At 66.5% G+C, this 24,360-nt stretch carries 19 protein-coding genes and 1 pseudogene; 7 read left to right on the top strand and 13 right to left on the bottom strand.

The annotated features are described in order from the left end of the window. Nucleotides 1-20: 20 nt before the first annotated feature. The 5 genes and pseudogenes from ACE2AC_RS02225 to ACE2AC_RS02205 all read right to left on the bottom strand — a co-directional run bounded on the left by ACE2AC_RS02225 (nucleotide 21) and on the right by ACE2AC_RS02205 (nucleotide 6,805). Complete coding sequence (locus ACE2AC_RS02225; protein ID WP_375690502.1) at nucleotides 21-1,184, bottom strand: M20 aminoacylase family protein; 1,164 nt, start codon at nucleotides 1,182-1,184, stop codon at nucleotides 21-23. Nucleotides 1,185-1,213: 29 nt separating this feature from the next. After that, a complete protein-coding gene (locus ACE2AC_RS02220; protein ID WP_375690501.1) occupies nucleotides 1,214-2,383 on the bottom strand; it encodes a M20 aminoacylase family protein in 1,170 nt (389 codons plus the stop codon). A gap of 14 nt (nucleotides 2,384-2,397) precedes the next feature. Beyond that, a pseudogene (locus ACE2AC_RS02215) lies at nucleotides 2,398-3,563 on the bottom strand (M20 aminoacylase family protein). 3 nt (nucleotides 3,564-3,566) lie between these two features. Further along, on the bottom strand, nucleotides 3,567-4,733 hold the full coding sequence (argE, locus tag ACE2AC_RS02210; RefSeq protein WP_375690500.1) for an acetylornithine deacetylase: 1,167 nt from the start codon (nucleotides 4,731-4,733) through the stop codon (nucleotides 3,567-3,569). A gap of 251 nt (nucleotides 4,734-4,984) precedes the next feature. After that, nucleotides 4,985-6,805 carry an ABC transporter ATP-binding protein gene (locus ACE2AC_RS02205; RefSeq protein ID WP_375690499.1) on the bottom strand — a complete coding sequence of 607 codons (1,821 nt, stop codon included), beginning with the start codon at nucleotides 6,803-6,805 and terminating at the stop codon, nucleotides 4,985-4,987. Nucleotides 6,806-7,071: 266 nt separating this feature from the next. On the opposite strand from ACE2AC_RS02205, the gene ACE2AC_RS02200 reads away from it, so the two are divergent. The 4 genes from ACE2AC_RS02200 to ACE2AC_RS02185 all read left to right on the top strand — a co-directional run bounded on the left by ACE2AC_RS02200 (nucleotide 7,072) and on the right by ACE2AC_RS02185 (nucleotide 11,704). Continuing rightward, nucleotides 7,072-8,784, top strand: coding sequence for a peptide ABC transporter substrate-binding protein (locus tag ACE2AC_RS02200; protein WP_375690498.1), 1,713 nt, complete (start codon nucleotides 7,072-7,074; stop codon nucleotides 8,782-8,784). 93 nt (nucleotides 8,785-8,877) lie between these two features. Then, nucleotides 8,878-9,885, top strand: coding sequence for an ABC transporter permease (locus ACE2AC_RS02195; protein WP_375690497.1), 1,008 nt, complete (start codon nucleotides 8,878-8,880; stop codon nucleotides 9,883-9,885). Continuing rightward, the gene (locus ACE2AC_RS02190) at nucleotides 9,878-10,855 is read left to right on the top strand and encodes an ABC transporter permease (protein ID WP_375690496.1); all 978 of its coding nucleotides are present in this window, start codon (nucleotides 9,878-9,880) and stop codon (nucleotides 10,853-10,855) included. Before ACE2AC_RS02195 ends, ACE2AC_RS02190 begins: the two co-directional genes overlap by 8 nt. 144 nt (nucleotides 10,856-10,999) lie before the next feature. Beyond that, nucleotides 11,000-11,704, top strand: a complete 705-nt coding sequence (locus ACE2AC_RS02185) for a MauE/DoxX family redox-associated membrane protein (RefSeq protein ID WP_375690495.1) — start codon at nucleotides 11,000-11,002, stop codon at nucleotides 11,702-11,704. Nucleotides 11,705-11,734: 30 nt separating this feature from the next. Here the strand turns inward: ACE2AC_RS02185 and ACE2AC_RS02180 are convergent, their stop codons facing one another. Beyond that, nucleotides 11,735-12,583 carry an SDR family NAD(P)-dependent oxidoreductase gene (locus tag ACE2AC_RS02180; RefSeq protein ID WP_375690494.1) on the bottom strand — a complete coding sequence of 283 codons (849 nt, stop codon included), beginning with the start codon at nucleotides 12,581-12,583 and terminating at the stop codon, nucleotides 11,735-11,737. 69 nt (nucleotides 12,584-12,652) lie between these two features. Here ACE2AC_RS02180 and ACE2AC_RS02175 point away from each other — a divergent pair, with 69 nt between their 5' ends. Next, on the top strand, nucleotides 12,653-13,888 hold the full coding sequence (locus ACE2AC_RS02175; RefSeq protein WP_375690493.1) for a TetR/AcrR family transcriptional regulator: 1,236 nt from the start codon (nucleotides 12,653-12,655) through the stop codon (nucleotides 13,886-13,888). Nucleotides 13,889-13,892: 4 nt separating this feature from the next. On the opposite strand, the gene ACE2AC_RS02170 is transcribed toward ACE2AC_RS02175, so the two are convergent. Next, nucleotides 13,893-15,416 (bottom strand): flavin-containing monooxygenase, encoded by a 1,524-nt coding sequence (locus tag ACE2AC_RS02170; RefSeq protein ID WP_375690492.1) that lies wholly within the window; start codon nucleotides 15,414-15,416, stop codon nucleotides 13,893-13,895. Between the two features lie 153 nt (nucleotides 15,417-15,569). Here ACE2AC_RS02170 and ACE2AC_RS02165 point away from each other — a divergent pair, with 153 nt between their 5' ends. Next, nucleotides 15,570-16,475, top strand: coding sequence for an alpha/beta fold hydrolase (locus ACE2AC_RS02165; RefSeq protein WP_375690491.1), 906 nt, complete (start codon nucleotides 15,570-15,572; stop codon nucleotides 16,473-16,475). A gap of 69 nt (nucleotides 16,476-16,544) precedes the next feature. Here ACE2AC_RS02165 and ACE2AC_RS02160 read toward each other — a convergent pair whose 3' ends face one another. After that, complete coding sequence (locus ACE2AC_RS02160; RefSeq protein ID WP_375690490.1) at nucleotides 16,545-17,435, bottom strand: acyl-CoA thioesterase; 891 nt, start codon at nucleotides 17,433-17,435, stop codon at nucleotides 16,545-16,547. A 241-nt stretch (nucleotides 17,436-17,676) separates the two neighbouring features. Between ACE2AC_RS02160 and ACE2AC_RS02155 the strand changes: the two genes are divergently transcribed. Continuing rightward, a complete protein-coding gene (locus ACE2AC_RS02155; RefSeq protein WP_375690489.1) occupies nucleotides 17,677-18,621 on the top strand; it encodes an NAD(P)H-dependent flavin oxidoreductase in 945 nt (314 codons plus the stop codon). A 76-nt stretch (nucleotides 18,622-18,697) separates the two neighbouring features. On the opposite strand, the gene ACE2AC_RS02150 is transcribed toward ACE2AC_RS02155, so the two are convergent. The 5 genes from ACE2AC_RS02150 to ACE2AC_RS02130 form a co-directional block, all read right to left on the bottom strand. Continuing rightward, nucleotides 18,698-19,678 carry an ABC transporter ATP-binding protein gene (locus ACE2AC_RS02150; protein WP_375690488.1) on the bottom strand — a complete coding sequence of 327 codons (981 nt, stop codon included), beginning with the start codon at nucleotides 19,676-19,678 and terminating at the stop codon, nucleotides 18,698-18,700. Next, nucleotides 19,675-20,661 carry an ABC transporter ATP-binding protein gene (locus ACE2AC_RS02145; RefSeq protein ID WP_375690487.1) on the bottom strand — a complete coding sequence of 329 codons (987 nt, stop codon included), beginning with the start codon at nucleotides 20,659-20,661 and terminating at the stop codon, nucleotides 19,675-19,677. Before ACE2AC_RS02145 ends, ACE2AC_RS02150 begins: the two co-directional genes overlap by 4 nt. A gap of 14 nt (nucleotides 20,662-20,675) precedes the next feature. Further along, nucleotides 20,676-21,596, bottom strand: a complete 921-nt coding sequence (locus ACE2AC_RS02140; RefSeq protein WP_375690486.1) for an ABC transporter permease — start codon at nucleotides 21,594-21,596, stop codon at nucleotides 20,676-20,678. Continuing rightward, a complete protein-coding gene (locus ACE2AC_RS02135) occupies nucleotides 21,589-22,500 on the bottom strand; it encodes an ABC transporter permease (protein ID WP_375690485.1) in 912 nt (303 codons plus the stop codon). Before ACE2AC_RS02135 ends, ACE2AC_RS02140 begins: the two co-directional genes overlap by 8 nt. A gap of 119 nt (nucleotides 22,501-22,619) precedes the next feature. Further along, on the bottom strand, nucleotides 22,620-24,179 hold the full coding sequence (locus tag ACE2AC_RS02130) for an ABC transporter substrate-binding protein (protein ID WP_375690484.1): 1,560 nt from the start codon (nucleotides 24,177-24,179) through the stop codon (nucleotides 22,620-22,622). Nucleotides 24,180-24,360: the final 181 nt, after the last annotated feature.

Below are 24,360 nucleotides of genomic sequence, written 5' to 3'. Positions count from 1 at the left end.
TCACGGATCGGCGTGACCGCTCAGGCCGCCGGCATCCGCCGTTCGACGATCTCGGCCCACCAGGAACAGCCCGCCGGGATCGCCTCGTCGTCGAAGTTGTAGTCCGGCGTGTGCACCGGGGCGCTGTCGCCGTTGCCGACCAGGATGTAGGCCCCGGGGCGTTCGTTCAGCATGTAGGCGAAGTCCTCGCCGCCCATGGTGATGTCGGCCAGGTCGCACTTGCCGGCGACGGCGGTGGCGACCTCGGCTGCGAACTCGGTCTGCGCTTCGGAATTCACCATCGGCGGGTAGCCCGGGCGCCACTCGATCTGTGCCTCGCAGCCATAGGCGGCGGCGGTCGCGGTGCAGATCGCCTTGAACCGCTCCTCGGCCAGTTTCTTGGTCTCGGGCGTCAGCGTGCGGATCGTCCCCCGGATCGTCACCGAAGGCGGGATCACGTTGAAGGCCTTCGACGCGGTCTCGAACGAAGTGACCGAGACGACGATCTGCTCGACCGGGTCGACGTTGCGGGACGCGATGGTCTGCAACGCCAGCACCAGCTGGGAGGTTGCGACGGTCGGGTCGATCGTCTCGTTCGGCTTGGCGGCGTGACCGCCGCTGCCCTGGATCACCACCTGGAACTGGTCGGTCCCGGCAAAGAACGGGCCGGGCCGGATCGCGAACTGGCCAAGCGGGACGCCGGGCCAGTTGTGCATGCCATAGACCTCTTGGATGCCGTACTTGTCCATCATCCCGTCCTCGCACATCTCCCGGCCGCCGCCGCCGCCTTCCTCGGCGGGCTGGAAGATCACGACGACGGTGCCGTCGAAGTTGCGGGTCTCGGCGAGGTACTTGGCGGCCCCCAGCAGCATCGCCGTATGGCCGTCATGGCCGCAGGCGTGCATCGCGCCGGGGGTCTTGGAGGCATAGTCGAGGCCCGTCGCCTCTAGGATCGGCAGCGCGTCCATGTCGGCGCGCAACCCGATGACCTTGCCCGAGGTGTCGGTCTTGCCCTTGATGACACCCACGACCCCGGTCCGGCCGACGCCGGTCTCGATGGTGTCGCAGCCGAATTCCTTCAGCTTGTCGGCCACCACGCCCGAGGTGCGGATGGTGTCAAAGAGGATCTCGGGGTTCTCGTGCAGGTCGCGGCGCCAGGCCGTGATGTCGGCCTGAAGCTCCGCGAAGCGGTTCTTGATCGGCATGGTCTTTCCTTCTCGTCTCGCGCGGCGGCTCAGGCCACCGGCATGCGTCGTTCGGCCACTTCCGCCAGCCAGGAGCAGCCGGCCGGGATGGCTTCGTCGTTGAAATCGTATTCCGGGTGATGGACGTTCGGACGCCCTTCGCCGATGCCGAGGAAGATGTAGGCGCCGGGGCGCTCTTCCAGCATGAAGGCAAAGTCCTCGCCGCCCATGAGCTGGGCGGTGTTGGCGTTGACGTCGGCCGAAATCGCCTCGGCCGCCTCGACCGCGTACTCGGTGTTCGCGTCGTGGTTCACGGTCACCGGGTAGCCGCGGCGATAGTCGATTTCCGCAGTCGCGCCAAAGGCTTCGGCCGTGGCCTTCACCAGCGGCTTGAAGCGGTCTTCGGCCAGGTCGCGCACCGCCGGGTCCAGCGTCCGGATCGTGCCGCGCAGGTGCACGGTTTCCGGGATCACGTTGTAGGCGTCGGTTTCCGTGCGGAAGCTGGTGACCGAGATCACGAGCTGTTTCACCGGATCGAGGTTGCGGCTCTTGATGCTCTGCAGCGCCTGGACGACGTTCGAGGCGGCGATGACCGGATCGATGGTCTTGTTTGGCATTGCGGCATGGCCGCCCTGCCCGCGGATCACCACGTCGAACTCGTCGGCCGAGGCCATGATCGCACCGGGGCGAATGTGGAAGGACCCGGTCGGGATCCCGGGCATGTTGTGCAGGCCATAGACCTCCTGGATGTTCCAGCGGTCCATCATGCCGTCCTCGCACATCTCGCGCCCGCCGGCGCCGCCTTCCTCGGCGGGCTGGAAGATCACGGCCACGGTGCCGTCGAAACGGCGGGTCTCGGCCAGGTACTTGGCCGCGCCCAGGAGCATCGCGGTGTGGCCGTCATGGCCGCAGGCGTGCGAGGCGCCGGGGGTTTTCGAGGCGTAGGGCTTGCCGGACATGTCGGGCATCGGCAGGGCGTCCATGTCGGCGCGCAGCCCCACGACCTTGCCCTTGGTGTCGGTCGAGCCCTTGATGATGCCCACGACACCGGTGCGGCCGATGCCCTCGACCACCTCGTCGCAGCCGAATTCGCGCAGCTTTTCGGCCACGATGCCCGCGGTGCGGTGCACTTCGTAGAGGATTTCCGGGTTCTCGTGGAAATCGCGCCTCCAGGCGGTGATTTCCTCGTGCATCTCGGCGAAACGGTTCTTGATCGGCATGGGTGTCTTCCTTCTCAGGCGGCGGGCATGCGCCGCTCGACCATCTCGGCGAACCAGCTGCAGCCGGCGGGGATGGCGTCGTCGTTGAAATTGTACTCGGGGTGGTGCAGCGGCGCGCTGTCACCGTTGCCGAGCGAGATGTAGCATCCGGGGCGCCGTTCGAGCAGGTAGGCGAAATCCTCTCCCCCAGCCGCGCGGGCGCGTCGCGGTTCACGTCGGCGCTGACGGCCTCGGCGGCCTCGGCGGCGAAATCGACGTTGTCGTCGTGGTTCACCAGCACCGGGTAGCCGCGATCATAGTCGATTTCCGCCGTGGCGCCGAGGGCGGCGCAGGTGTTCTCGACGATGGCGCGGAACCGCGGCTCGACCTGTTCGCGGACCTCGGGGTCGAGCGTGCGGATGGTGCCGCGCAACTTGACCGACATCGGGATGACGTTGTGCGCCTCGCTGTCGGACTTCACGGTGCAGATCGACACCACGACCTCTTTCACCGGGTCGATGTTGCGGGACGAGATGGTCTGCAGCGCCACGATCACGTGGCCCGACGCGACCACAGGGTCGATCGCCAGCTGCGGCCGCGCGGCATGGCCGCCCTTGCCCTTGATGATGACCTCGAACTGGTCGGCCGAGGCCATGGTCGGCCCCTTCCGCATCGAGAACGCGCCGACCGGCAGGCCGGGCGAATTGTGCAGGCCATAGACCTCCTGCACGTTCCAGCGGTCGAGCATGCCGTCCTCGCACATGGCCAGGCCGCCTGCCCCGCCTTCCTCGGCGGGCTGGAAGATCATGATCGCGGTGCCGTCGAAATTGCGCGTCTCGGCCAGGTACTTGGCCGTGCCCAGCAGGATCGCGGTGTGCCCGTCATGGCCGCAGGCATGCATCATGCCCGGTGTTTCCGAGGCATAGTCGAGGCCGGTGATCTCGTTGATCGGCAGCGCGTCCATGTCGGCGCGCAGGCCGATCACGCGGCCCTTGGTGTCGGTCTTGCCCTTGATGACGGCGACGACGCCGGTGCGGCCGATGCCCTCGACCACCTCGTCGCAGCCGAATTCACGCAGCTTCTCGGCCACCTTGCCGGCGGTGCGATGCACCTCGTAGAGCAGTTCGGGATTGCGGTGGAAATCCTGCCGCCATTCGGCGATCTCGGCCTGCAGTTCGGCAAAACGGTTTCGGATGGGCATGGGTCAGGACTCCTTCAGCGTGTCGATCAGGCGGCGCATGAAGGCATGCCCCTTCTCGAACTCTTCAACAGTGATGTACTCGTCCGGCTGGTGCGCCTGCGCGATGTCGCCGGGGCCGCAGACCACGGCCGAGAAATCGTGCGCCTGGAAATACCCGGCCTCGGTGCCGTAGCTGACGACATGGGTGCCGTTGTCGCCGGTCAGGCGGCGGGTCAGTTCCTCGGCCGCGCCGTTTTCCTCGGGCGTCAGGCCCTTGCCCGAGAATTTCTCGGAGATCTCGATCCAGGCCTCGGGGCGGACCTTCTGGATATCGGCGTTGATGCGGTCGACCTCGGCCTTGAAGCGATCGCCCCAGGCCTCGGGGTCGTCGCCCGGCACGCAACGGAAGGTCAGCACGAATTCGCAGTCCTTCGCGGTGATGTTGTGCGCGGTGCCGCCCTGGATCATGCCGACATGCACGTTGGTCCACGGCGGATCGAAGAGCGCATCCGTCCCGGTCGGGGTCTTCGCCATGCCTTCGGCGTTCATCTCGTTCGCCCACATGATGAGGCGCGCGCCTTCCATGATGGCCGAAACGCCGGTGTAGGCGATGGAGCTGTGGACCTCGAAGCCGTGGACATGCACGGCAAAGCCCTTGCCCGCCTTGTGGCCGGTGACGACCTGCATGGTCGACGGCTCGCCGATGATGGCGACGGAGCCTTTCGGGAAATGCGGCATCGCATCGCGGATCAGGGGGTCGACGCCGATCAGCCCGACCTCCTCGTCATAGGTCAATGCCAGCTGAAGCGGGCGTTTCACCCCGGCATACTGCGCCTCGACCACGGCCCAGATGGCGAGCGCGTCAAAGCCCTTCATGTCGCAGCAGCCGCGGCCGTAGTACTTGCCGTCGCGCTCGGTCACCGTGAACGGGTCCGAGGTCCAGTCCTGCCCGTCGATCGGCACCACGTCGGTGTGGCCCGAAAGGACGACGGCGCCCTCGACCTCGGGGCCGGCGTGGGCCCAGAGGCCCGCCTTGGGTTCGTCGGGGTGCAGGTGGCGGAAGGTCTTGACGCCGTGGGAAGTGAGGTAGTCCTCGACCCAGTCGATCAGGGGAATGTTGGTGTCGCGGCTCACCGATGGGAAGCTGACGAGCTTCTCCATGATCTCGTAGGGTGTCAGACGGTCACTCATCGTCGGTCTTTCCTGTTGGCTTCCGGCCGGTGGGGTCCGGCCTTTGGATCGGCCGAAGCCGCACGCCCAAGGGCGCGCCGCGCACGGCTCGTGTGTGCCCGCAATCGGGGCGCATCATTCGAAAGGTTGCAAGCGATGCGCCCGGCAAAACCGGGCATGCATCGTTCGGCGGCCGGGCAGTCTGCCTTCGGGTTCATCACGTCCCCGAATGGCTGTCTGTCGTGCTGCGGCGCCGGATCGTCATGGGTCGATCAGTACCCGCTGTCGGTCGTCAGGATGTAGTGATCCTCGCCGATCTTATTGTATTCAGAGGGTTGCGCCTCGTAGTTCATGTCATGGATTGGCGACGGGATCGGCTTGAAGTTCAGGTCGCCCTCGCGCTTGCGCAGCTGCGGGTCGGCCACCGGCACGGCCTTCATCAGCGCCTTGGTATAGGGGTGCTGCGGGTTCTCGAACACCGCCTGGCGGGACCCGATCTCGACGATGCGGCCCAGGTACATCACGCCGACGCGGTGGCTGACCCGTTCGACGACGGCCATGTCGTGGCTGATGAACAGGAACGAGATGCCGAGGTCGGCCTGCAGTTCCATCATAAGGTTCAGCACCTGCGCCTGCACGGACACGTCGAGCGCCGAGACCGCTTCGTCCGCGACGATCAGCTTGGGGTTCAGGGCCAGTGCACGGGCGATCGCCACGCGCTGCCGCTGGCCGCCCGACAGTTCGTGCGGGTAGCGGCGCATGAAGCTGCGCGGCAATTCCACCCGGTCGAACAGCATCTCGATTCGCTTGTGCATGTCGGCGCCCTTGTGGGTGCCGTAGTTGCGCATCGGTTCGGCCACCTGGTCCGACAGCTGCATCTGGGGATTGAGGCTGGCGAAGGGGTCCTGGAACACCATCTGCATGTCGAGCCGCGCCTTGCGCAGCCCCTGCTGGCCAAGCGCGATGATGTCCTTGCCGTCGAGCAGCACGCTGCCCGAATGCGGTTCGACCAGGCGCAGCACGGACCGGCCGCAGGTCGACTTGCCGCAGCCGGATTCGCCGACGAGGCTCAGGGTCTGGCCCTTGTTGATGGTGAACGACACGTCCTCGACCGCGTGCACCTGCGCCACCGTGCGGCGGAAGAATCCGCCCTTCACGGGGAATCGGGTGGTCAGGTGCTTCACCTCGAGCAGCGGGGTGTTCTGGCCAGGAATTGGTTCGATCTTCTGATCGGTCCGCCCGAACAGCTTCATCGGCTCGGGCAGCGCCTTTCCGCGCATTTCGCCCAACTTCGGCACGGCCGCCAGCAGAGCCTTGGTGTATTCGTGCTGCGGATTCTCGAAGATCTGCTCGACCGGGCCTTCCTCGACCTTGTTGCCGCGGAACATGACGACAACTCGGTCCGCCATCTGGGCCACGACCGCCATGTCGTGGGTGATGAACATCACCGCGGTGCCGGTTTCCTTCTTGAGACGGTTCATCAGCGCCAGGATCTCGGCCTGGATCGTCACGTCGAGCGCGGTGGTCGGTTCGTCCGCGATCAGCAGGCGCGGCTGGCAGGCCATCGCCATCGCGATCACCACACGCTGCCGCATGCCGCCCGAGAGTTCGTGCGGGTACTGCTTAAGCCTGCGCTCGGGCTCGGGAATCCGGACCTGCTTGAGCAGCTCGAGCGCCCGCGCGTTGGCCTGGTCCTTGGACATGCCGCGGTGCAGCCGCAGGCCTTCGGTCAGCTGACGGCCGACGGTGAACACCGGGTTCAGCGCGGTCATCGGTTCCTGGAAGATCATGCCGATCTCGTTGCCTCGGATGGTGCGCATCAGGTCCTGGTCGGCGGTGGCCAGGTCCATCTCGCCGCCGTCCTTGCGGTCGAAGATCAGCTTGCCCCCGGTGATGTCACCGCCGCCGTACTCCACCAGCCGCATCAGCGACAGCGAGGAGACAGATTTGCCGGACCCGGATTCGCCCACGATCGCAACGGTTTCGCCCGGCTGGATCGAGAACGAGACATCCTCGACGCCCACCACGGGGCCGTCCTTGGTCTGAAACTCGACCCTCAGGTTCTCGATACGGGCAAGCGGCTGATCCAGCATTTAGGCATGTCCTTTTCCGGGAATGGACCGACGCTAGCGACCAACTTGCTCGATTGTCAAACAGCGCCGCTTACTCTCCTTGCGTCATCCGAATGCGACGCTTGCATTTTGATCGGAACCCGTTTTCGATGAGTCGCATCCGTGGGGAGGGGCCGAACGGCCTTTCGGGAAGTCTGGATCAACGATCGCCGTCCACGGGCAACAAGGTCGGGATCCTCTAAGCCCGGTCCGTCAAGAGACCGGTGCTGTCCAACTAGGAGTGTGACATGAACGTCAAAACGCTATTGCTGGGCGCGGCCGCATCGCTCGCCCTTGCCCCGGCGGCTTATGCCGAACGGGGCGAGGACGGGCAGCTCAATATCATTTATTGGCAGGCCCCCTCCACCATGAACCCGTTCCTCTCGGGCGGGACCAAGGAAGTGGAGGCGTCCTCGATGGTTATCGAGCCGCTGATCCGCTTCAACGAGAATGGCGAAATGGTGCCGATGCTCGTCACCGAGATCCCGACCGTCGAGAACGGTGGCGTCGCGGAAGACCTGAAGTCGATCACCTACAAGCTGCAGGAAGGCATCAAGTGGTCCGACGGCAGCGACCTGACCGCTGACGACGCGGTCTTCACCTGGGAATACTGCACCCATCCCGAAGGCGGCTGCGCGCAGTCGTCCTACTTCGATGGCGTGTCGAGCGTCGAAGCCGTCGATCCGCTGACCATCAAGGTCAACTTCGCCGAGCCGAAGCCGTTCCCCTACACCGCCTTCGTGGGCTCCGAGAGCCCGATCATCCAGAAAGCCCAGTTCTCCGAGTGCCTCGGCGCGAAAGCCCCGGAATGCACCGACGCGAACTTCGGCCCGATCGGCACCGGCCCGTTCGTCGTGGACGAATTCAAGCCGAACGACGTGATCACCCTGTCGGCCAACCCGAACTACCGTGATGCGTCGAAGCCCGCCTTCGCCACCATCACCTTCAAGGGCGGCGGCGACGCGGCAGCGGCAGCACGTGCGGTCCTCGAGACCGGCGAATTCGACTATGCCTGGAACCTGCAGCTCGCGCCGGAAGTGCTGGCCGAGATGGAAGCCAAGGGCAAGGGCGACGTCGTCGTGGCCTTCGGCACCTCGGTGGAACGTATCCACCTGAACCAGACCAACCCTGACCCGGCGCTCGGCCCGGACAAGCGGTCCGTGTTCATGGACGGCGAAAACGCCCACCCCTTCCTGACCGATCCCGAAGTCGGCAAGGCGCTGTCGATGGCCATCGACCGCCAGCTGCTGGTGGACATCGGCTACGGCAAGGCGGGTAAAGCCACCTGCAACGTCCTGCCTGGGCCGGAAGCCTACGCCTCGACCGCCAACGACGCCTGCCTGACGCAGGACATCGAAGGCGCCAAGGCGGTTCTGGACGCGGCTGGCTGGGTCCCCGGCCCGGATGGCATCCGCACCAAAGACGGCATGCGCCTGTCGGTGCTGTACCAGACCTCGACCAACGCCGTCCGTCAGGACACCCAGGCGCTGGTGAAGCAGTGGTGGAGCGAGATCGGTGTCGAAACCGAGCTGCGCAACATCGACGCGTCGGTCTTCTTCGGCGGTGACCCGGCATCCCCGGACACCTTCCAGAAGTTCTATGCCGACATCGAGATGTACACCAACAACTTCTCGGGCGTCGACCCGGAGGCCTACATGGCCAACTGGCGCTGCTCGGAAATCCCCGGGCCGTCCAAGCAGTGGCAGGGCTCCAACATCCAGCGTTTCTGCATGGCCGAATACGATGAACTCGTGACCGAAATGTCGAAAACCGCCGAGCTCGAGAAGCGTGGCGAACTGGCGAAAGCCATGAACGACATGATCATGCAGGGCTACTCGATCATCCCGCTGATCCACCGTGGTGGTCAGTCGGCCCACGCGAAAACGCTGGGCGGCGTTCTGATGAACGACTGGGACTCCGAGCTCTGGAACATCGCAGACTGGTACCGGATCGACGGTTGATCCGATGTCTCGAGGGGGGCGGTTTACACCGCCCCCCGTCTTACTGTATCCGCCCCATCTTCCGGCCGAGTTTGTAGAAGGCGTACTGCCTGAATGCTGACCTATTTCTTCCGTAGGCTCCTGCTCGCGATTCCGACGCTGTTGTTCATCGAACTCGTGATCTTCCTGTTGCTGGACCTCGCCCCTGGCGATCCCACGGCCCAGCTTCCCCTCACCATTCCACCCGAAGTCCGGGAACAGATCCGCGTCTCGCTGGGTCTGGGCGAACCGCTCCCGATCCGCTTCGGCAAGTGGATGTACCAGTTCTTCATCATCGAACCGCAAGTGGTCTTCGACAGCATCTTCGGCACCTCCTTCTCGGCCGGCGACACCCGCGTGCTGTCCTGGCAGACCCGGTCGCCGGTGATGGACATCGTCTGGCAGCGGATGCCGCAGACCCTCTGGGTCGTGGGCACCGCCTATGTCGTGGCGATCATCATCGCGCTGCCGATCGGCATCTACTCGGCCTATCGCCAGTATTCGCTGTTCGACAACGTCGGTACCTTCATCACCATGGTCGGCTTCTCGGTCCCGCCGTTCTTCTCGGGCGTGCTGGTGATCGTGATCTTCTCGGTCAACCTGGGCTGGTTCCCGTCGATCTACGACACCACGCTCGTCGTGCATGACTGGGACAGCTTCATGCGCCAGCTGAACCAGATGATCCTGCCGGTCATGGTGCTCGCGCTGCAGATCACCTCGCAGCTGTCGCGCTACATGCGGGCCTCGATGCTGGACAACCTGAACCAGGATTACGTCCGCACCGCCCGCGCCAAGGGCCTGGGCGAACGCCCGGTCGTCCTGGTGCATGTGCTGCGCAACTCGATGATCCCGGTGGTGACCGTCATCGCGCTCGGCATCCCGTCGATCTTCGGCGGCGCCATCATCACGGAACAGGTGTTCAAGGTGAACGGGATCGGCCAGCTGCTGATCACCGCGATCCAGGCGAACGACGTGCCGCTGGTGCAGACGCTGACGTTCATCTTCGCGATCCTGATCGTGATCTTCAACCTGATCGCCGATGTCCTCTACGGCATCCTCGACCCGCGGATTCGCTATGACTGACGACAAGCACACTGCAACCGAGACCATGGCGCCCGTCGGCGCCGTTCCATCGGGCGACGCGGTGCTCGCCACCGGTCCGATGCCGTCCACACCGCCGCGCAGCCAATGGCGCGAGGTCTGGAGCCAGTTCATCCGGCACAAGGGCGCCGTCGCGGGCGGGATCGTGTTCCTGGTCATCCTGCTCGGCGTCTTCATCGGGCCGTACATCTGGACCATCGATCCCGGCTTCATCGACATCCGGTCCCGCAACCAGGGCCCGAGCCTGGCGCACCCGTTCGGCACCGACCAGCTGGGCCGCGACATGCTGGCCCGGATGATGGCGGGCGGCCAGACCTCGATGCTGGTGGGGATCGTCGCGATGCTGATCGCGCTGTTCCTCGGCACGTTCATCGGCGTCCTCGCGGGCTATTACCGCAAGGTCGACGGCATCCTGATGCGGATGACCGACCTCTTCCTGGCGCTGCCGCTCCTGCCGCTGCTGCTGGTGATGGTCATGCTGTTCCGCGACAGCCTCAGCGCGACCTTCGGGCCCGAGACCGGGATCTTCATCCTGATGGTCACCGCCATCGGCATCACCTCGTGGATGCCGACCGCGCGGATCGTGCGCGGCGACGTGCTCGCCCTGAAAGAGCGTGAGTTCGTGCTGGCGGCACGCTCCATCGGCACCGACAACGGCATGCTGATCGGGCGGCACATCCTGCCGAACGTGATCTCGCCCATCGTGGTGTCCGCCACGCTGGGGATCGCCAACGCGATCATCACCGAAAGCTCGCTGTCGTTCTTGGGCCTCGGCTTCCCGCCGGACTTCCCGACCTGGGGCCGGCTGCTGTTCGACGGCGTCGACTACATGCAGCAGTACCCCGAACGGGTGATCCTGCCCGGCCTCGCCATCTCGCTCACCGTGCTCTCGGTGAACTACCTCGGCGACGGTCTGCGCGACGCGCTCGACCCGCGCATCCGGGGACGCTGAAACGGAACATCATGGCGGGCCCACCCGTTGAGCCCGGGCAATCCGAGCCGAAACGGAGCCCGCCATGACCGACCACGCCCTGACCCCGGACCCAGACATTTCCAAGGACCGCGCGAAGACACGCGCGGTCCTTTTCGCATGGTGATGCCGGATCACCTGTGCCCCTTCGGGCTGAAATCCAAATGGCTGCTCGAACGCGAGGGCTACGCGGTCGAGGATCATCACCTCACCACCCGTGCCGAGACCGATGCTTTCATGCAGAAGCACGGGGTCAAGACGACGCCGCAGACCTTCATCGGGGACGAACGGATCGGCGGTTACGACGACCTGCGCGCGTTCTTCGGGGACCGGTTGAAGGAGGCCGACGAAACCTCGTACCGTCCGGTGGTCGCAATCTTCGGGACCGGTTTCCTGATGGCGCTGGCGGTCATGTGGATGGCAGGCGCGGCCCTGGTGTCGCTGGCCACCTTGACGACCTTCATCGCGATTTCGATGGTCCTGCTCGGCATCCAGAAGCTACAGGATGTCGAAAGCTTCTCGACCATGTTCCTGAACTACGACCTGCTGGCGCGGCAGTGGGTGCCGTACGGCTACATCTATCCCTATGCCGAAACGCTGGCAGGTCTGCTGATGCTGGCGGGCGTACTTCCGTGGGTGTCGGGACCGCTTGCTTTCTTCATCGGCGCAATCGGAGCCGCGTCTGTCATCAAGGCCGTCTATGTCGACAGGCGCGAGCTCAAATGTGCCTGCGTCGGCGGCGGGTCGAATGTGCCGCTCGGCTTCGTGTCGCTGACCGAGAACATCATGATGTTGCTGATGGGGCTCTGGACGATTTCCCGGCTGATGTAGTGACGGCCCCGACGGGCCGTCACCCGAGGTTCAATTCGCCGCTTCGCGCGCCTTCATCGCCGCGATGGCGGCGGCCGCCTTGGCCGGGTCGGGCCGCGGACCGTAGGGGTGGCTGGACGACAGGCCGCCGCAGACCGGGACCGCCTGGCCGTTGACGTAGGAGGCCAGCGGGGACGAGAGCCAGAGCACCGCGCTCGCGATCTCCTCGGGCTCGCCGCCGCGTTTCATCGGGTTGAGTTGGCCGAGGTTCGGCTCCGCTCCCACGGCCTTGGCGTAGTCGTAGATCGGGCGCGTCATCTCGGTCTCGATCAGGCCGGGGCAGATCGCGTTCACGCGGACATTCGTGCCCGCGAGCTGGTAGGCCGAGGTCTGGGCCAGGTTGATGACCCCCGCCTTCGACGCGGAATACTGCGGCGGGCCGGCATTGGCGCGCATCCCCGCGACCGAGGCAGTCAGCACGATCGACCCGCCCCCGCGCCTTTGCATGACCGGAGCGGCGTGTTTTACCGCCAGGAACGGCCCGATCAGGTTCACGCGCAGCACCTCGGCCCAGATCTCGGGCGTGCCCTCGGCCAGGTCGCGCACGCCGCCGGTGATCCCCGCATTGGCATGGAAGATCCCGAGCGCCCCGAACGCCGCCTCGGCACGGGCGACGGCGGCGGCGACATCGGCCTCGGCCCCCGCGTCCATCACCATCGCCTCGGCCCGGCCGCCCGCCGCGCGGATCGCCTCGGCCACCGCCTCGACGCCCTTGGCCATGTCGCAGCAGAGCACCTGCGCCCCGGCCTCGGCCAGCAGCCGGGCGGTGGCCCGTCCAATCCCCGACGCGGCGCCGGTGACGATCGCCCCCTGCCCTTCAAGATCAATCGTGTAGCTCATTCCATCCTCCTCGTGTCGCTGCGGCAAAGGGCCGGTGACAGCCGCCCGCAGCCTTGGTATTTAGTGTCAATGGACCAGATCGCCCCCATCGACCCGCCAGCCACTGCCGAGACCTCGCCGAGGTTCCAGCAGAAGCGCAACGGGATCATCGACGCCGCCGCCACCCTGATCAACGAACGGGGGCTGAAGGGGCTGACGTTCGTCGCCGTGGCCGAGGCCGTGGGGCTGAACACCACCTCGGTCACCTACTACTTCAAGCGCAAGGAGATGCTGGCGGCCACCGCGATCGAGCGGACCATCGACGTCCTTGCCGACGAGCTCGAGACTGCCGGGCGCGAGGCGACGCCGCGCGACCGCGTGTCCAAGATGATCGCGCTCTACCTCACGCAGTCCGGCAGCGCCCGGCTGGGCGAGGCACGGCCGCTGACGATCCTGTCGGACATGCGCGCGATGGACGAACCGCAGCGCGAACGCCTGACCAGCGCCTACATGGCCCGCATCGCGCGGGGCTCCGCCCGGCTCTTCGGCGATCCGATGGACCTGCAGAACCGGGCGCGGGGTCACATCCTGCTCGACACCCTGTTCTGGTCGCGCGCCTGGCTCGCCAAGTATTCCGTGGGCGACTATGAACGCATCGGCAAGAAGCTGATGGCGCTCTTCGAACACGGCATCCTGCCCGACGGCGCCACCTGGGAGGTCCGCGCCCCCGACCGCGTGCCCGAGCCCGAGATCGGAGAGATCACGCCCGAGACCTACCTGCGCGTCGCCACCCGCCTGATCAACGAACGCGGCTACCGCGGCGCCTCGGTCGAGCGGATCGCGGGCGAACTGAACGTCTCCAAGGGCAGTTTCTATCACCACCTCGAGGGCAAGGACGACCTTGTCCTCGAATGCTTCCAACGCAGCTATGGCCGGTTCAGCCAGGCGCAGCGCCGCGCGATCAACCTGCCCGGCACGCATCGCGACCGGCTGGCGGCCTGCCTGGGCGACCTTCTGGACATCCAGTTCGAGGCGTCGTTCCCGCTGGTCCGCATCACCGCCCTGCAGGCGCTCCCGACCGAGCTTCGCCGGATCGTGCTGGCGCGGTCCGACCGGATGGCGACGCGGTTCTCCGGCATGATCTCGGACGGGATCGAGGAAGGCACCTTCCGCCCCGTCGATCCGCTGATCGCCAGCCAATGGGTGACCGGGCTGATCAATTCCTCGCACGACATGCGCTTCTGGGCCGCCGAGCAGCCTAACCGGGCCGAGGCCGTCGCCGCCTATGCGCATCAGATCGCGCACGGGCTCTTCACCCCGCGATAGGCGCTCATTCCGCGGCGATCTCGTCCGCCGGGACGCCGGCCTGCTGTGCCGGCGGAAACGCCACGCGCGCTCCGGTCGTCGAGAACGTCAGCGTGCCGTCGTCCACCTTGCCCCGGCGCAGCGTCTTGCGGTCCCACATGTAGTCCTGCTTGTGGATCCACGGAAAGCTCTCGCCGTGCTTCGGCAGCCGGTGCATCACCCGCAGGAAGTAGCCCGAGGTGAAGCTGATCGAATTCGAGACGGTCGCAAAATCCGCCTCGGTCGCCGCGGGCACCACCTGGGCAAAGCCGTTGCGGTCCATGTGCCTGAGCAGCCGGCACGCATATTCCGCCACCAGGTCGACCTTGAGCGTCCAGGAGGCGTTGGTGTACCCGCGGAAGTAAACGAGGTTCGGCAAGTTGGAGTACATGAACCCCTTGAAAATCATCAGCTTGCCCGGCTCGACCTCCTGCCCGTCGACCGAAATCTTCATCCCGCCGAAGTAGTCGAGAACAAGGCCCGTCGCGGTGATGATCGTGTCGACCTCGATCGTCTGGCCGTCCTTCATGACGACGCCGTCCGGGCTGATCCGCTCGATCTCTCCGGTCACCATCTCGGCCTTGCCCTCGCGCAGGGCGGTGAAGAAGTCGCCGTCGGGGACCATGCAGATGCGTTGCTGACCGGGCCAGTAGCTGGGGGTGAAATGCGCCTCCCAGCCGGGCACCTTGCCGTCCAGTTCCTGTCCGATCGCGCCGACCATCATCGCCTTGGTCGCCTTGATGTCCCTGGCCATGCGCTTGCGCCGCATCTGGCCCGCCAGGATGATCCGCCACCGCGCCAGCGAGTAGCCGGCGGTGCCCGGGATCACCTTCTTCAGCACGTTGCCGATCCTGTCCTCGGACGGACGGTTCACGACATAGGTGGGCGACCGCTGAACCTGGACCACCTTGGCCGCCGTCTGTGCCAGCGTCGGCGTCAGCGTGACGGCCGTGGCGCCCGACCCGATGATGGCGATCCGCTTGCCGGCAGGATCATAGTCCTCGGGCCAGAACTGCGGGTGGATCATGGTGCCCTTGAACGCGTCGTAGCCGGGGATCTCGGGCAGGTAGCCCTCACCGTACTTGTAGTAGCCCGAGGCGAGGAACAGCATCCGCGTGGTGATCGTCACCTCGCCGTCCGGCGTCGCGCAGACCAGCGTCCACTGCGCCTGCCCGCTGTCATAGGCCGCGCGGGTCACCCGGTGCTCATATCTGATTTTCGCGGCCAGCCCGTTCTCCTCGGCCGTCTCCTCGATATACTCGCGGATCAGGTGCCCGTCCGAGATCGCCTTGGCATGGCGCCACGGTTTGAAGGCGTAGCCCATCGTGTGCATGTCGCTGTCCGACCGGATGCCGGGATAGCGGAACAGGTCCCAGGTGCCGCCCATGCTGGCCCGCGCCTCGAGGATCGCGAACCGCTTGCCGGGGCAGTCCCGGGCGAGGTAGCGGGCCACGCCAATGCCGGAAAGCCCCGCACCGATGATGAGAACGTCGTAATCAGGCTGTGCCATGTCCATACCGATCTTTCGAATATCTCGACAGTCTTACAATCCTGCGCAGTGAAATGGAACCGTGAAATATTCTTGCGATCGCTTTGGCGCGGACTTTCCAAGTCCGTGAACCCGCCCTAGGATCGCCCCGAACCATCAGAGGAGGAGACGCCGATGCCCGAGGCAAAGGTCAATGGAATCACCATCTATTACGAGGATCACGGAGAGACGCAGGCCAGGCCGCTTCTGCTGATCACAGGGGTCGGCACCCAGATGACCCGCTACCCGCAGGCCTTCGTCGACAAGTTGACCGCGCGCGGATACCGGGTCATCAAGATGGACAACCGCGACATCGGGCTGAGCCAGAAGTTCACCGAGGCGGGCATACCGGACTTTCAGGCCGCCATCGCCGCCAAGGCCGAGGGGCGCAAGGCCGACCTGCCCTACCAGCTGTCGGACATGGCCGCCGACTGCGCCGCGCTGCTCGACCATCTCGGGATCGAAAAGGCACATGTCTGCGGCTTCTCGATGGGGGGCATGATTGCCCAGCTGGTGGCGATCGAGCACCCCGAGAAGACGCTTTCGCTGATCTCGATCATGTCGAACACCGGCAATCCCGCGATCCCCGGCGGCACACCCGAGGCGCGCGCCGCCCTGACCACCCCGCGCCCCGATGCCACCACCGACCGCGAAGGCTTCATCGCGTCGAGCGTCAACACCGCCCGGGCCATCGGCAGCCCGGCCTGGCCCCAGCCCGAGGCGCTGATCCGCGAGAACATCGAACGCGACCTCGACCGCTCGTACCACCCGACCGGCTTTGCCCGGCAGTACGCCGCGATCCTCGCCACCTACGACCGCCGGCCGGCGCTGCAGAAGCTGACGCTGCCCGCCACGGTGATCCACGGCATCCAGGACCCGCTGGTCCCGGTCGAAGGCGGCCGCGACACCGCGGCCAACGTTCCCGGCGCAACCCTGATCGAGATCGAAGGCATGGGCCACAACATCCCGCCCGAAATCTACGACCGCCTGATCGACGGGATCGAGACGGCGACGCTCAAGGCCGACGCGACCGCGGGCTGAAACGCGACGCGGGGCCCGACAGGATCGGACCCCGCGACAAAGACACCGGCGTGGCCCGTCGGCCGCGCCCTATTCCTTCGGTGTGATCTGCCGGACCAGGCCTTCCTGTGCCACGTCCGCGATCAGCCGCCCGTCCTGGGTAAAGATCCGCCCGCGGGTGAAGCCCCGCGCGCCGCCGGCCCAGGGGGCGTTCATCTCGTAAAGCAGCCATTCGTCCATTCGGAACGCCCCGTGCAGCCAGAGCGCGTGATCGAGGCTGGCCACCATCATGTCGGGTCGGCCAAAGCCGGTGCCCGCCCGGTTCAGCGCCGCGCCGATCAGCCCGAGGTCGGAGCTGTAGGCCAGCGCCGCCCGGTGGATGTTGGGATCGTCCGGCAACGGATGGCGGGTGCGGATCCACGCCGCCTGGCGCGGGACCGGTCCGGTTTCGACGAAGGGCGGGCGCAGTTCGCAGGGGCGCACCTCGATCGGGCGGCGGCGGGTCAGGAACTTGTGGTGCGCGGGATGCAGGTTCTCGCGGTACTTCTCGGCCAGCTCCTCCTCGTTCAGCAGGCCGTCCGGGCCGGGCACGTCCGGCATGTCGTCCTGGAACGCGAACCCCGGCTCCTCCACGTGGAAGGAACAGGCCATGTTGAGGATCGGCTTGCCCTTCTGCACCGCGACGATCCGGCGGGTGGCAAAGCTGCCGCCGTCGCGGTCACGTTCCACCCGGTAGAGCACCGGCTGGGTCGCATCGCCGGGACGCATGAAATAGGCGTGCAGCGAATGCACCGCGCGGTCGGCATCGACCGTCCGGATGGCCGAGGACAGCGCCTGCGCGATCACCTGCCCGCCAAAGCTGCGGCCCTTGCCCTCGGGCGTGGCGATGCCGCGGAAATAGTTCTCTTCGATCGTCTCGACGTCGAGGATGGGGGTCAGTTCGTCTTCCCCCGCCGGGGCGCGGTCCGCCGTGTCGCTCATGGGTCTCTCCGGTCTGCTTGCCGCGCGCCTGCGCGGCGGGCTGTCCCGGTTCGTCCGTCAAGGCGGCCCTGATTGCAAGTGGTTTTTCCCCTATCTGCGGAAGCGGCCCGGGCGGCAAGGCCTGCGTTGACGGCGGCGTGCAGAGCCCCGATCCTGTCGCGGCAAACCACGAGGGGGCGGCACGATGAGCATGGAACGCGCGACAGCCGGAGGCCGGGCGCGGCGCCCGGCGGCCTGACCGATGGACGGCACCACCCTGCCCTCCCGCCTGCCCGAGGCGATCACCCGCCGCCTGCGCCTGCCGCTGATCGCGGCCCCGATGCTGCGGGTGTCGGGCACCGACCTCGTGACTGCCTGCTGCAACGCGGGCGTGATCGGCGCCTTCCCGACGGTGAACGCCCGCACGACCGAGCAGCTGCAGGACTGGGTCGCCACCATCAAGGCGGGCCTTGCGACGGATGCCGCGCCCTGGGCCGCCAACCTGATCATGCGCAATCCGCGGGTGCAGGAGGATGCCCGGATCGTCGCCGAGGCGGGGGTGGAGGTGGTGATCACCGCCGTCGGCTCCCCGGTGCCGGTGATGCCCCTCTTCCGCGAGGCAGGCACGCTGGTCCTGGCCGACATCGCCACGCTGCACCACGCCCGCCGCGCGGTCGAGGCCGGGGTCGACGGGCTGATACTGCTCAGCGCCGGCGCGGGCGGGCAGACCGGCTGGGCCAACCCCTTTGCCTTCGTGCGCGCGGTGCGGGCCTTCTACGACGGGCCGATAGTGCTGTCGGGCGGATTGTCCGACGGCGTGTCGCTGAAGGCCGCGCAGGTTCTCGGGGCCGACCTGGGCTACATGGGCACCCGCTTCATCGCCGCGCGCGAGAGCATGGCCGATCCGGACTACAAGCAGATGCTGGCCGACTGCACGCTCGACGACATCCAGACCACCAAGACCTTCACAGGCCTCTCGGCCAACTTCCTGCGCCCCTCGATCCTGGCCACCGGCCTCACCCTCGCCGATCTCGACGAGACGATGACGCCCGACCGCGCCGCGCAGCACTATGGATCCGGCGGGATCGAACGCCCGAAGCGCTGGAAGGACATCTGGGCCGCCGGTCATTCCGTCTCGGGGATTGATGCCGCACCGACCGTGGCCGAGATCGTGGCGCAGATGACAGCCGAATACGCCGCCGCCTGACGACATCCTGCCGGAAAATTCCCCGCCGGAGGCAACGAAGCCTCCGGCGGGCGTGATCCCGGGGCCGTTAAAGCGGTCAGTCCATCAACGGATGATGGCAGGCGACCGACTGACCGGTTGCGATGGTGCGCAGCTCGGGCACGTCCGAGGCGCAGAGTTCGGTCGCATAGGGGCAGCGGGTGCGGAAGCGGCAGCCCGAGGGTGGGTTCACCGGCGACGGCAGCTCGCCGGGGATCAGCTCCACGTGGTTGTTCGACGCCTCGGGGTCCGGCTCTGGCACGGCGGCCAGCAGCGTGCGGGTGTAGGGATGCACCGGCTTGCGATAGATCGTCTCGGCATCCGCCAGTTCGCAGAGCCGCCCGAGGTACATCACCGCCACCCGGTCCGACACGTGCTTCACCACCGCCAAATCGTGGCTGATGAAAAGCATCGTCAACCCGAACTCGCCCTTCAGCCTTTCGAGCAGGTTCAGAACCTGGGCCTGGACCGAGACGTCGAGCGCCGAGACCGCCTCGTCACAGACCAGCAGCTCGGGCTTGAGGATCAGCGCCCGCGCGATCGAGATCCGCTGGCACTGGCCGCCCGAGAACTCGTGCGCGCGCCGTTCCATCGCCTGGTCGGGGTTGATGCCGACGAGGTCGAGCATCTCGGCCACGCGGGCGGTCTGCTCTTCCTTGGTGCCGATGCCGGCCACTTCCAGCGGCGCGGCGACGATGTCACGGATCGTCTGGCGCGGGTTGAGCGAGGCGATCGGGTCCTGGAAGATCATCTGGAACTGCCGGCGCGCGGCCTGCAGTGCCTTTCCCTTGAGGCCGGTCAGCTCCTTGCCGTCTAGGCGCACGGTGCCCCCGGTCGGACGCGGGAGCTGCATCACCGCCCGCGCCGCCGAGGATTTGCCGCAGCCGGATTCCCCCACGAGGCCCAGGGTCTCGCCGCGCTTCACGTGGGCAGTGAAGTCCGTCACCGCGTGCACCTTGGCGCCGCGGCCGAGCGGGTATTCCACCGTCAGGTTGTCGATGGCGAGGAAGGTGTCGATGTCCGGGGTCGGCGCGTTCATGCGGCCACCTCCCTGTTGAGCGGCTTGATGCAGGCCCACTGATGCGTCGCGCTGCCCTCGAGCTCGGGCACGGCGCGCCTGCAGGCGTCCTCGGCGTAACGGCAGCGGGGCGCGAAGGGGCAGCCCGGCGGCGGGTTGATCAGGTCCGGCGGCCGCCCCTCGATCGCGTCGAGCTTGCGGTGCGGCGGATCGGTCACCCGCGGGATCGAGGCGAGCAGCGCGGCCGTGTAGGGCATCGCGGTGTGGCGGAAGAGTTCGGCCACCGGCGCCTTCTCGACGATCTTGCCGGCGTACATCACCGCGACGTCGTCGCAGCGCCCTGCCACCACGCCCATGTCGTGGGTGATCAGGATCATCGCCATGTTCCGCTCGCGCACCATGCGCTGCAACAGGTCGAGGATCTCGGCCTGCACCGTCACGTCGAGCGCGGTGGTCGGTTCGTCCGCGATCAGCAGGTCGGGTTCGCAGGCAATCGCGATGGCGATGGCAACGCGCTGGCGCATCCCGCCCGAAAGCTGGTGCGGATACTGGTCGACCCGGATGTCGGGCTGCGGCAGGCCGACCGCCCGCAGCAGTTCGATGGCACGCTTGCGGGCATCGCCCTTGGACATGCCCATGTGAAAGATCAGCACCTCGGCGATCTGCTTGCCCACCGTCAGCACCGGGTTGAGCGCGGTCATCGGGTCCTGGAACACGATGGCCATCTCGGGGCCGCGCATCCGGCGCAGCTCCTTTTCCGTCATCTGCATCAGGTCGCGGCCGTTCAGCCGCACCTTGCTGCCCGGCCCGGTCACCGCCGTCCCGGGCAGAAGCCGCAGGATCGACCGGGACAGCACCGACTTGCCAGAGCCGGACTCACCCACAACCCCCAGCGTCTTGCCGCGTTCGAGGGTAAAGCTCACCCCGTCGACCGCCTGCAGAAGGCCGCGCCCCGTCGCAAAGGCGGTGCGCTGGTTTTCGACCTCGAGAACGATGTCTCCCATCTCTCTCCTCCTTCTCAGATCGCGCCTTCGCGGACATCCGCGAGACGGCGGCGGATCGCGTCACCCACCAGGTTGAAGCTCAGCACCGTCAGAAACATGATCAGCGTCGGGTAGAGCGAGATCCACGGGCTGGTGCTGAGATGTTCGCGCCCCTCGGCGATGATCCCGCCCCAGGACGGCGTCGGCGCCTTGACCGAAAGCCCGAGGAACGACAGCGAGCCCTCGACCACGATAGCGATCGGAATGTCGATCAGGATGAAGGCGATCAACGGCCAGATGATGTTGGGAAACACCTCCTTGGTCAGGATACGCATGTCGGACGCGCCGATGGCCCGCGCCGCCAGCACGAATTCGCGGCCGGCGTAGTTCAGCGTCGCGGCGCGGGTGATCCGCGCCGCCGTCGGGATGAACAGCAGGCCCAGCGAGAAGCAGACCATGAAGAGCGACCCGCCGAAGATCACGGCAAAGATCAGCAGCACGACGAGGCCGGGAATGGCCAGCCAGCTGTCGATCGCGATGCCCACGATCTCGTCCACCCAGCCACGGTAATAGCCGGCGGCCATGCCGAGGATGAGGCCCGCGCCGACACCGATGGCCGGGGCCGCGAAGCCCACTGTCAGCGACACCCGCGCGCCCCAGATGATCCGGCTGAGCAGGTCGCGGCCAAGCGCGTCGGTGCCCAGGGGATGCGCCTCGCTCGGCGGGGCCTGCAGGGCGGCCCAGTCGATCTCGTCCGGGGCGGGAAGGCCCCAGAACGGCGCGCCTACGGCGGCTATGATGACGATCAGAAGCCAGACTAGCGGGATCCAGAAGAACAGGCCCAGCTTGTTGCGCTTCTTGTACATGGCGATGGCGGCGGCGTGCTTGTCCTGCGCCTCGGTCTCCATCGCCGTGGAGGCCGCCGTGGCGGCCGTGCTCTGGGAGATCTCAGCCATGGGCCCCTCTCGTTCTGACGCGCGGATCGAGCCAGGCATAGGCAATGTCCACGAGGAAGTTGGCCAACACGAAGGCCAGCGCGAAGAAGGTCACGCAGCCCTGGATGACGATGAAGTCGCGGGTGTAGACCGCGTGGATCAGCAGCCGCCCGACGCCCGGAATGCCGAAGATCTGTTCGATGATGATCGTCCCGCCCAGAAGCCGCGCGACCTGAAGGCCGAGGAGCGTGATCATCGAGAAGGACGACGGCCGCAGCGCGTGCACCCAGAGGATGCGCATGTTCGACATGCCCTTGGCGCGGGCCAACGCGATGTAGTTCTCCTGCAGAACCGATATCATCTCGACCCGCAATGTCCGCATCAGGATGGTCCATTCCACCAGCGCCAGGCTGACGGCGGGCAGGATCATCGGCTTGAGGTTGGCCCAGAGGCCTTCGGACAGCGGCTCGTACCCGGTGGCGGGCAGCCAGCCGAGGGTGAGTGAGAAAAAGTAGATCAGCAGGATCGCCGTCATGAAGCTGGGCATCGACACGCTGGCAAAGGCGACCGCGCCGATCAGCCGGTCCGCCCGTCCGTTGGGCCGGTAGGCCGAGATCATGCCGGCCGGGATCGCGAGGCAGAGCGCGATGGTCTGCGCCAGGATCATCAGCTCGAAGGACACCGGGAAGCGCTGCATGATGGCCTCCCACACATCTTCCTGATTGATGAAGGACTGGCCCCAATCCCCTGTAAAGATGCCGAAAACCCATTCGCCGTAGCGCACGAGGACGGGACGGTTCAGGCCCAGCTCCTCGCGGATTTCCTGCACCTCCTCCTCGGAGCTGTCCATGCCCGCCATCTCGTAGGCGACATCGCCGGGCAGGATGTTCACCAGCAGGAACGTCACGAAGGTCACGACCAACATGACTATGCACAATCGCTGGAACCGTCTGATCAGGTATGGCATCGCTTCTCCCCTGGCGGATGCTTGGTCTCTGCTCTCCGGCGGCGGCGCCCGCCGCCGGTCTTGGGTTCTTCGGGCCCTTACTCCTCGATCCAGGCCCGGGTGACGTCGACGGCCCCGCCGTAGGGCTTGGGCACGTTGTGCACGGAAGGCCGGGTGAAGGCGTAGTAGCGCCCGCCGCCTCGGTAGAGGATCCGCGCCTCGTCGTTCATCAGCGCCGCCATCTCGCACTGCATGCGCTGCCGTTCCTCGAGCGAGGTCGCGACGCGCATCTTCTGTCCCAGCTCGGTCAGCTCGGGATTGTCGAAGGCGGTCAGGTTGTACGAGCTGTCGGGCTGGGTGTAGCTGAAGATCTGCGGCCCGAGGTCGGCCGCGTCGCCGATCCGCCAGCCCGAGATGTCGTAGTCCCCGCCATAGACCCGTTTCACCAGCGTCGTCTGGTCGACCGGCACCAGTTCCAGCGTGATGCCGGCAGCCTTGGCCGTCTGCTGGTAGATCTCGCCCAGTTCCCGTCCGCGCGGCGTGGCGGTGTGGATCATGACGAGGCTGACGTCGCCTTCGCCGGTTTCTTCCTGGTACTGAGCAAGCAGTTCCTTCGCCTTGTCGAGGTCGAAGGCCCGGTAGCGCACGTCGCCACAGTCCACGTTGCCGAAGGGGTGTTCGATGTTCGGCCGCGTGTCCTGCCACGAAATCTTGGTCACCGCCTCCTGGTTCCAGGCGTGGGCGAGCGCGTGGCGCAACGTGTCGTTGGCCAGCTTCTTGCCCTCGTTGCCGTTCAAGTTGATCGTCGCGCCGCCGCCGCCTTCGGCCATCAGGGTCACGATGTCGTCGCGGTTCTGCGCATCCACGATCGTCGGGCCGCGATCAGTCCAGATCACGTCCACCTCACCCGACTGGAGAGAGGCGTAGCGCGTCTGGTTCTCGGGCAGGACGCGGAATTCGATGCGGTCCAGGTTGATCTCGTCCGCGTTCCAGTAGTCGGCGAACTTCTCGACGATCAGCCTGTCACCGGGGCGCCAGTCCACCAACCTGTAAGGGCCGGTGCCGACCGGTTCGCGCTGCTGCACGCCCGCCTCGACCTGATCGGACGACGGGATCGGCCCGGAGTAGCCATAGGTCGCCAGGTACGGCAGGATCGCAGACCAGGGGTGCTTGAGGTGGAACGCGACGGTGTAGTCGTCGACCGGCTCGACCCTTTCGATGGCCGAGATGTAGGTGCGCGACCGCGACTTGTTCGCGGGATCGAGGATCCGGTTATAGTGATGGGCCACGTCCTCGGCGGTGAAATCGCTGCCGTCGTGCATCTTGACGCCTTCGCGCAGTTTCAACGTCCAGACGGTCTGGTCGTCGTTCACGCTCCACTCGGTGGCGAGCAGCGGTTCGGGCTGGTTCGATTCGAAATTCCAGTCCAGCAACGGCTCCATCACCGTGCGGATCACGGTCTGGTCGGTCTGCCCGGCGGCACCGGACTCCACGGCATCAAAGCCCTCGAAGTCGGTTTCGATCGCCACGTTCAGCGTGCCGCCCTTCTTGGCTTCCTGCGCGATGGCGGATGTGCCCGCCATCAGGCCGGCCGCGAGACCGGCCACGGGCACCAGGCACAGCACCCGGCCCAGCCGTCTGCTTGCTTGCGTCCTCATGGTTGCTCCTCCCTATGGGTGATGACGCCCGCTCTCCTCCAAGCGGACGGCACAACCCTAGGAAAGACGAAATCGGCCTGCATACCCCGGAACCTGAGTTGCCACATATCGATGCGCCGCGCTTGCGGCATCCGCCGGACCGTCCCGGACGCCTGGCGGGGCGGTCCGGGAGAGCACCGGC

This window comes from Pseudooceanicola sp. LIPI14-2-Ac024, from assembly GCF_042188925.1.
GTDB lineage: Bacteria > Pseudomonadota > Alphaproteobacteria > Rhodobacterales > Rhodobacteraceae > Pseudooceanicola.
This window is presented reverse-complemented; position numbering and strand designations above follow the sequence as displayed.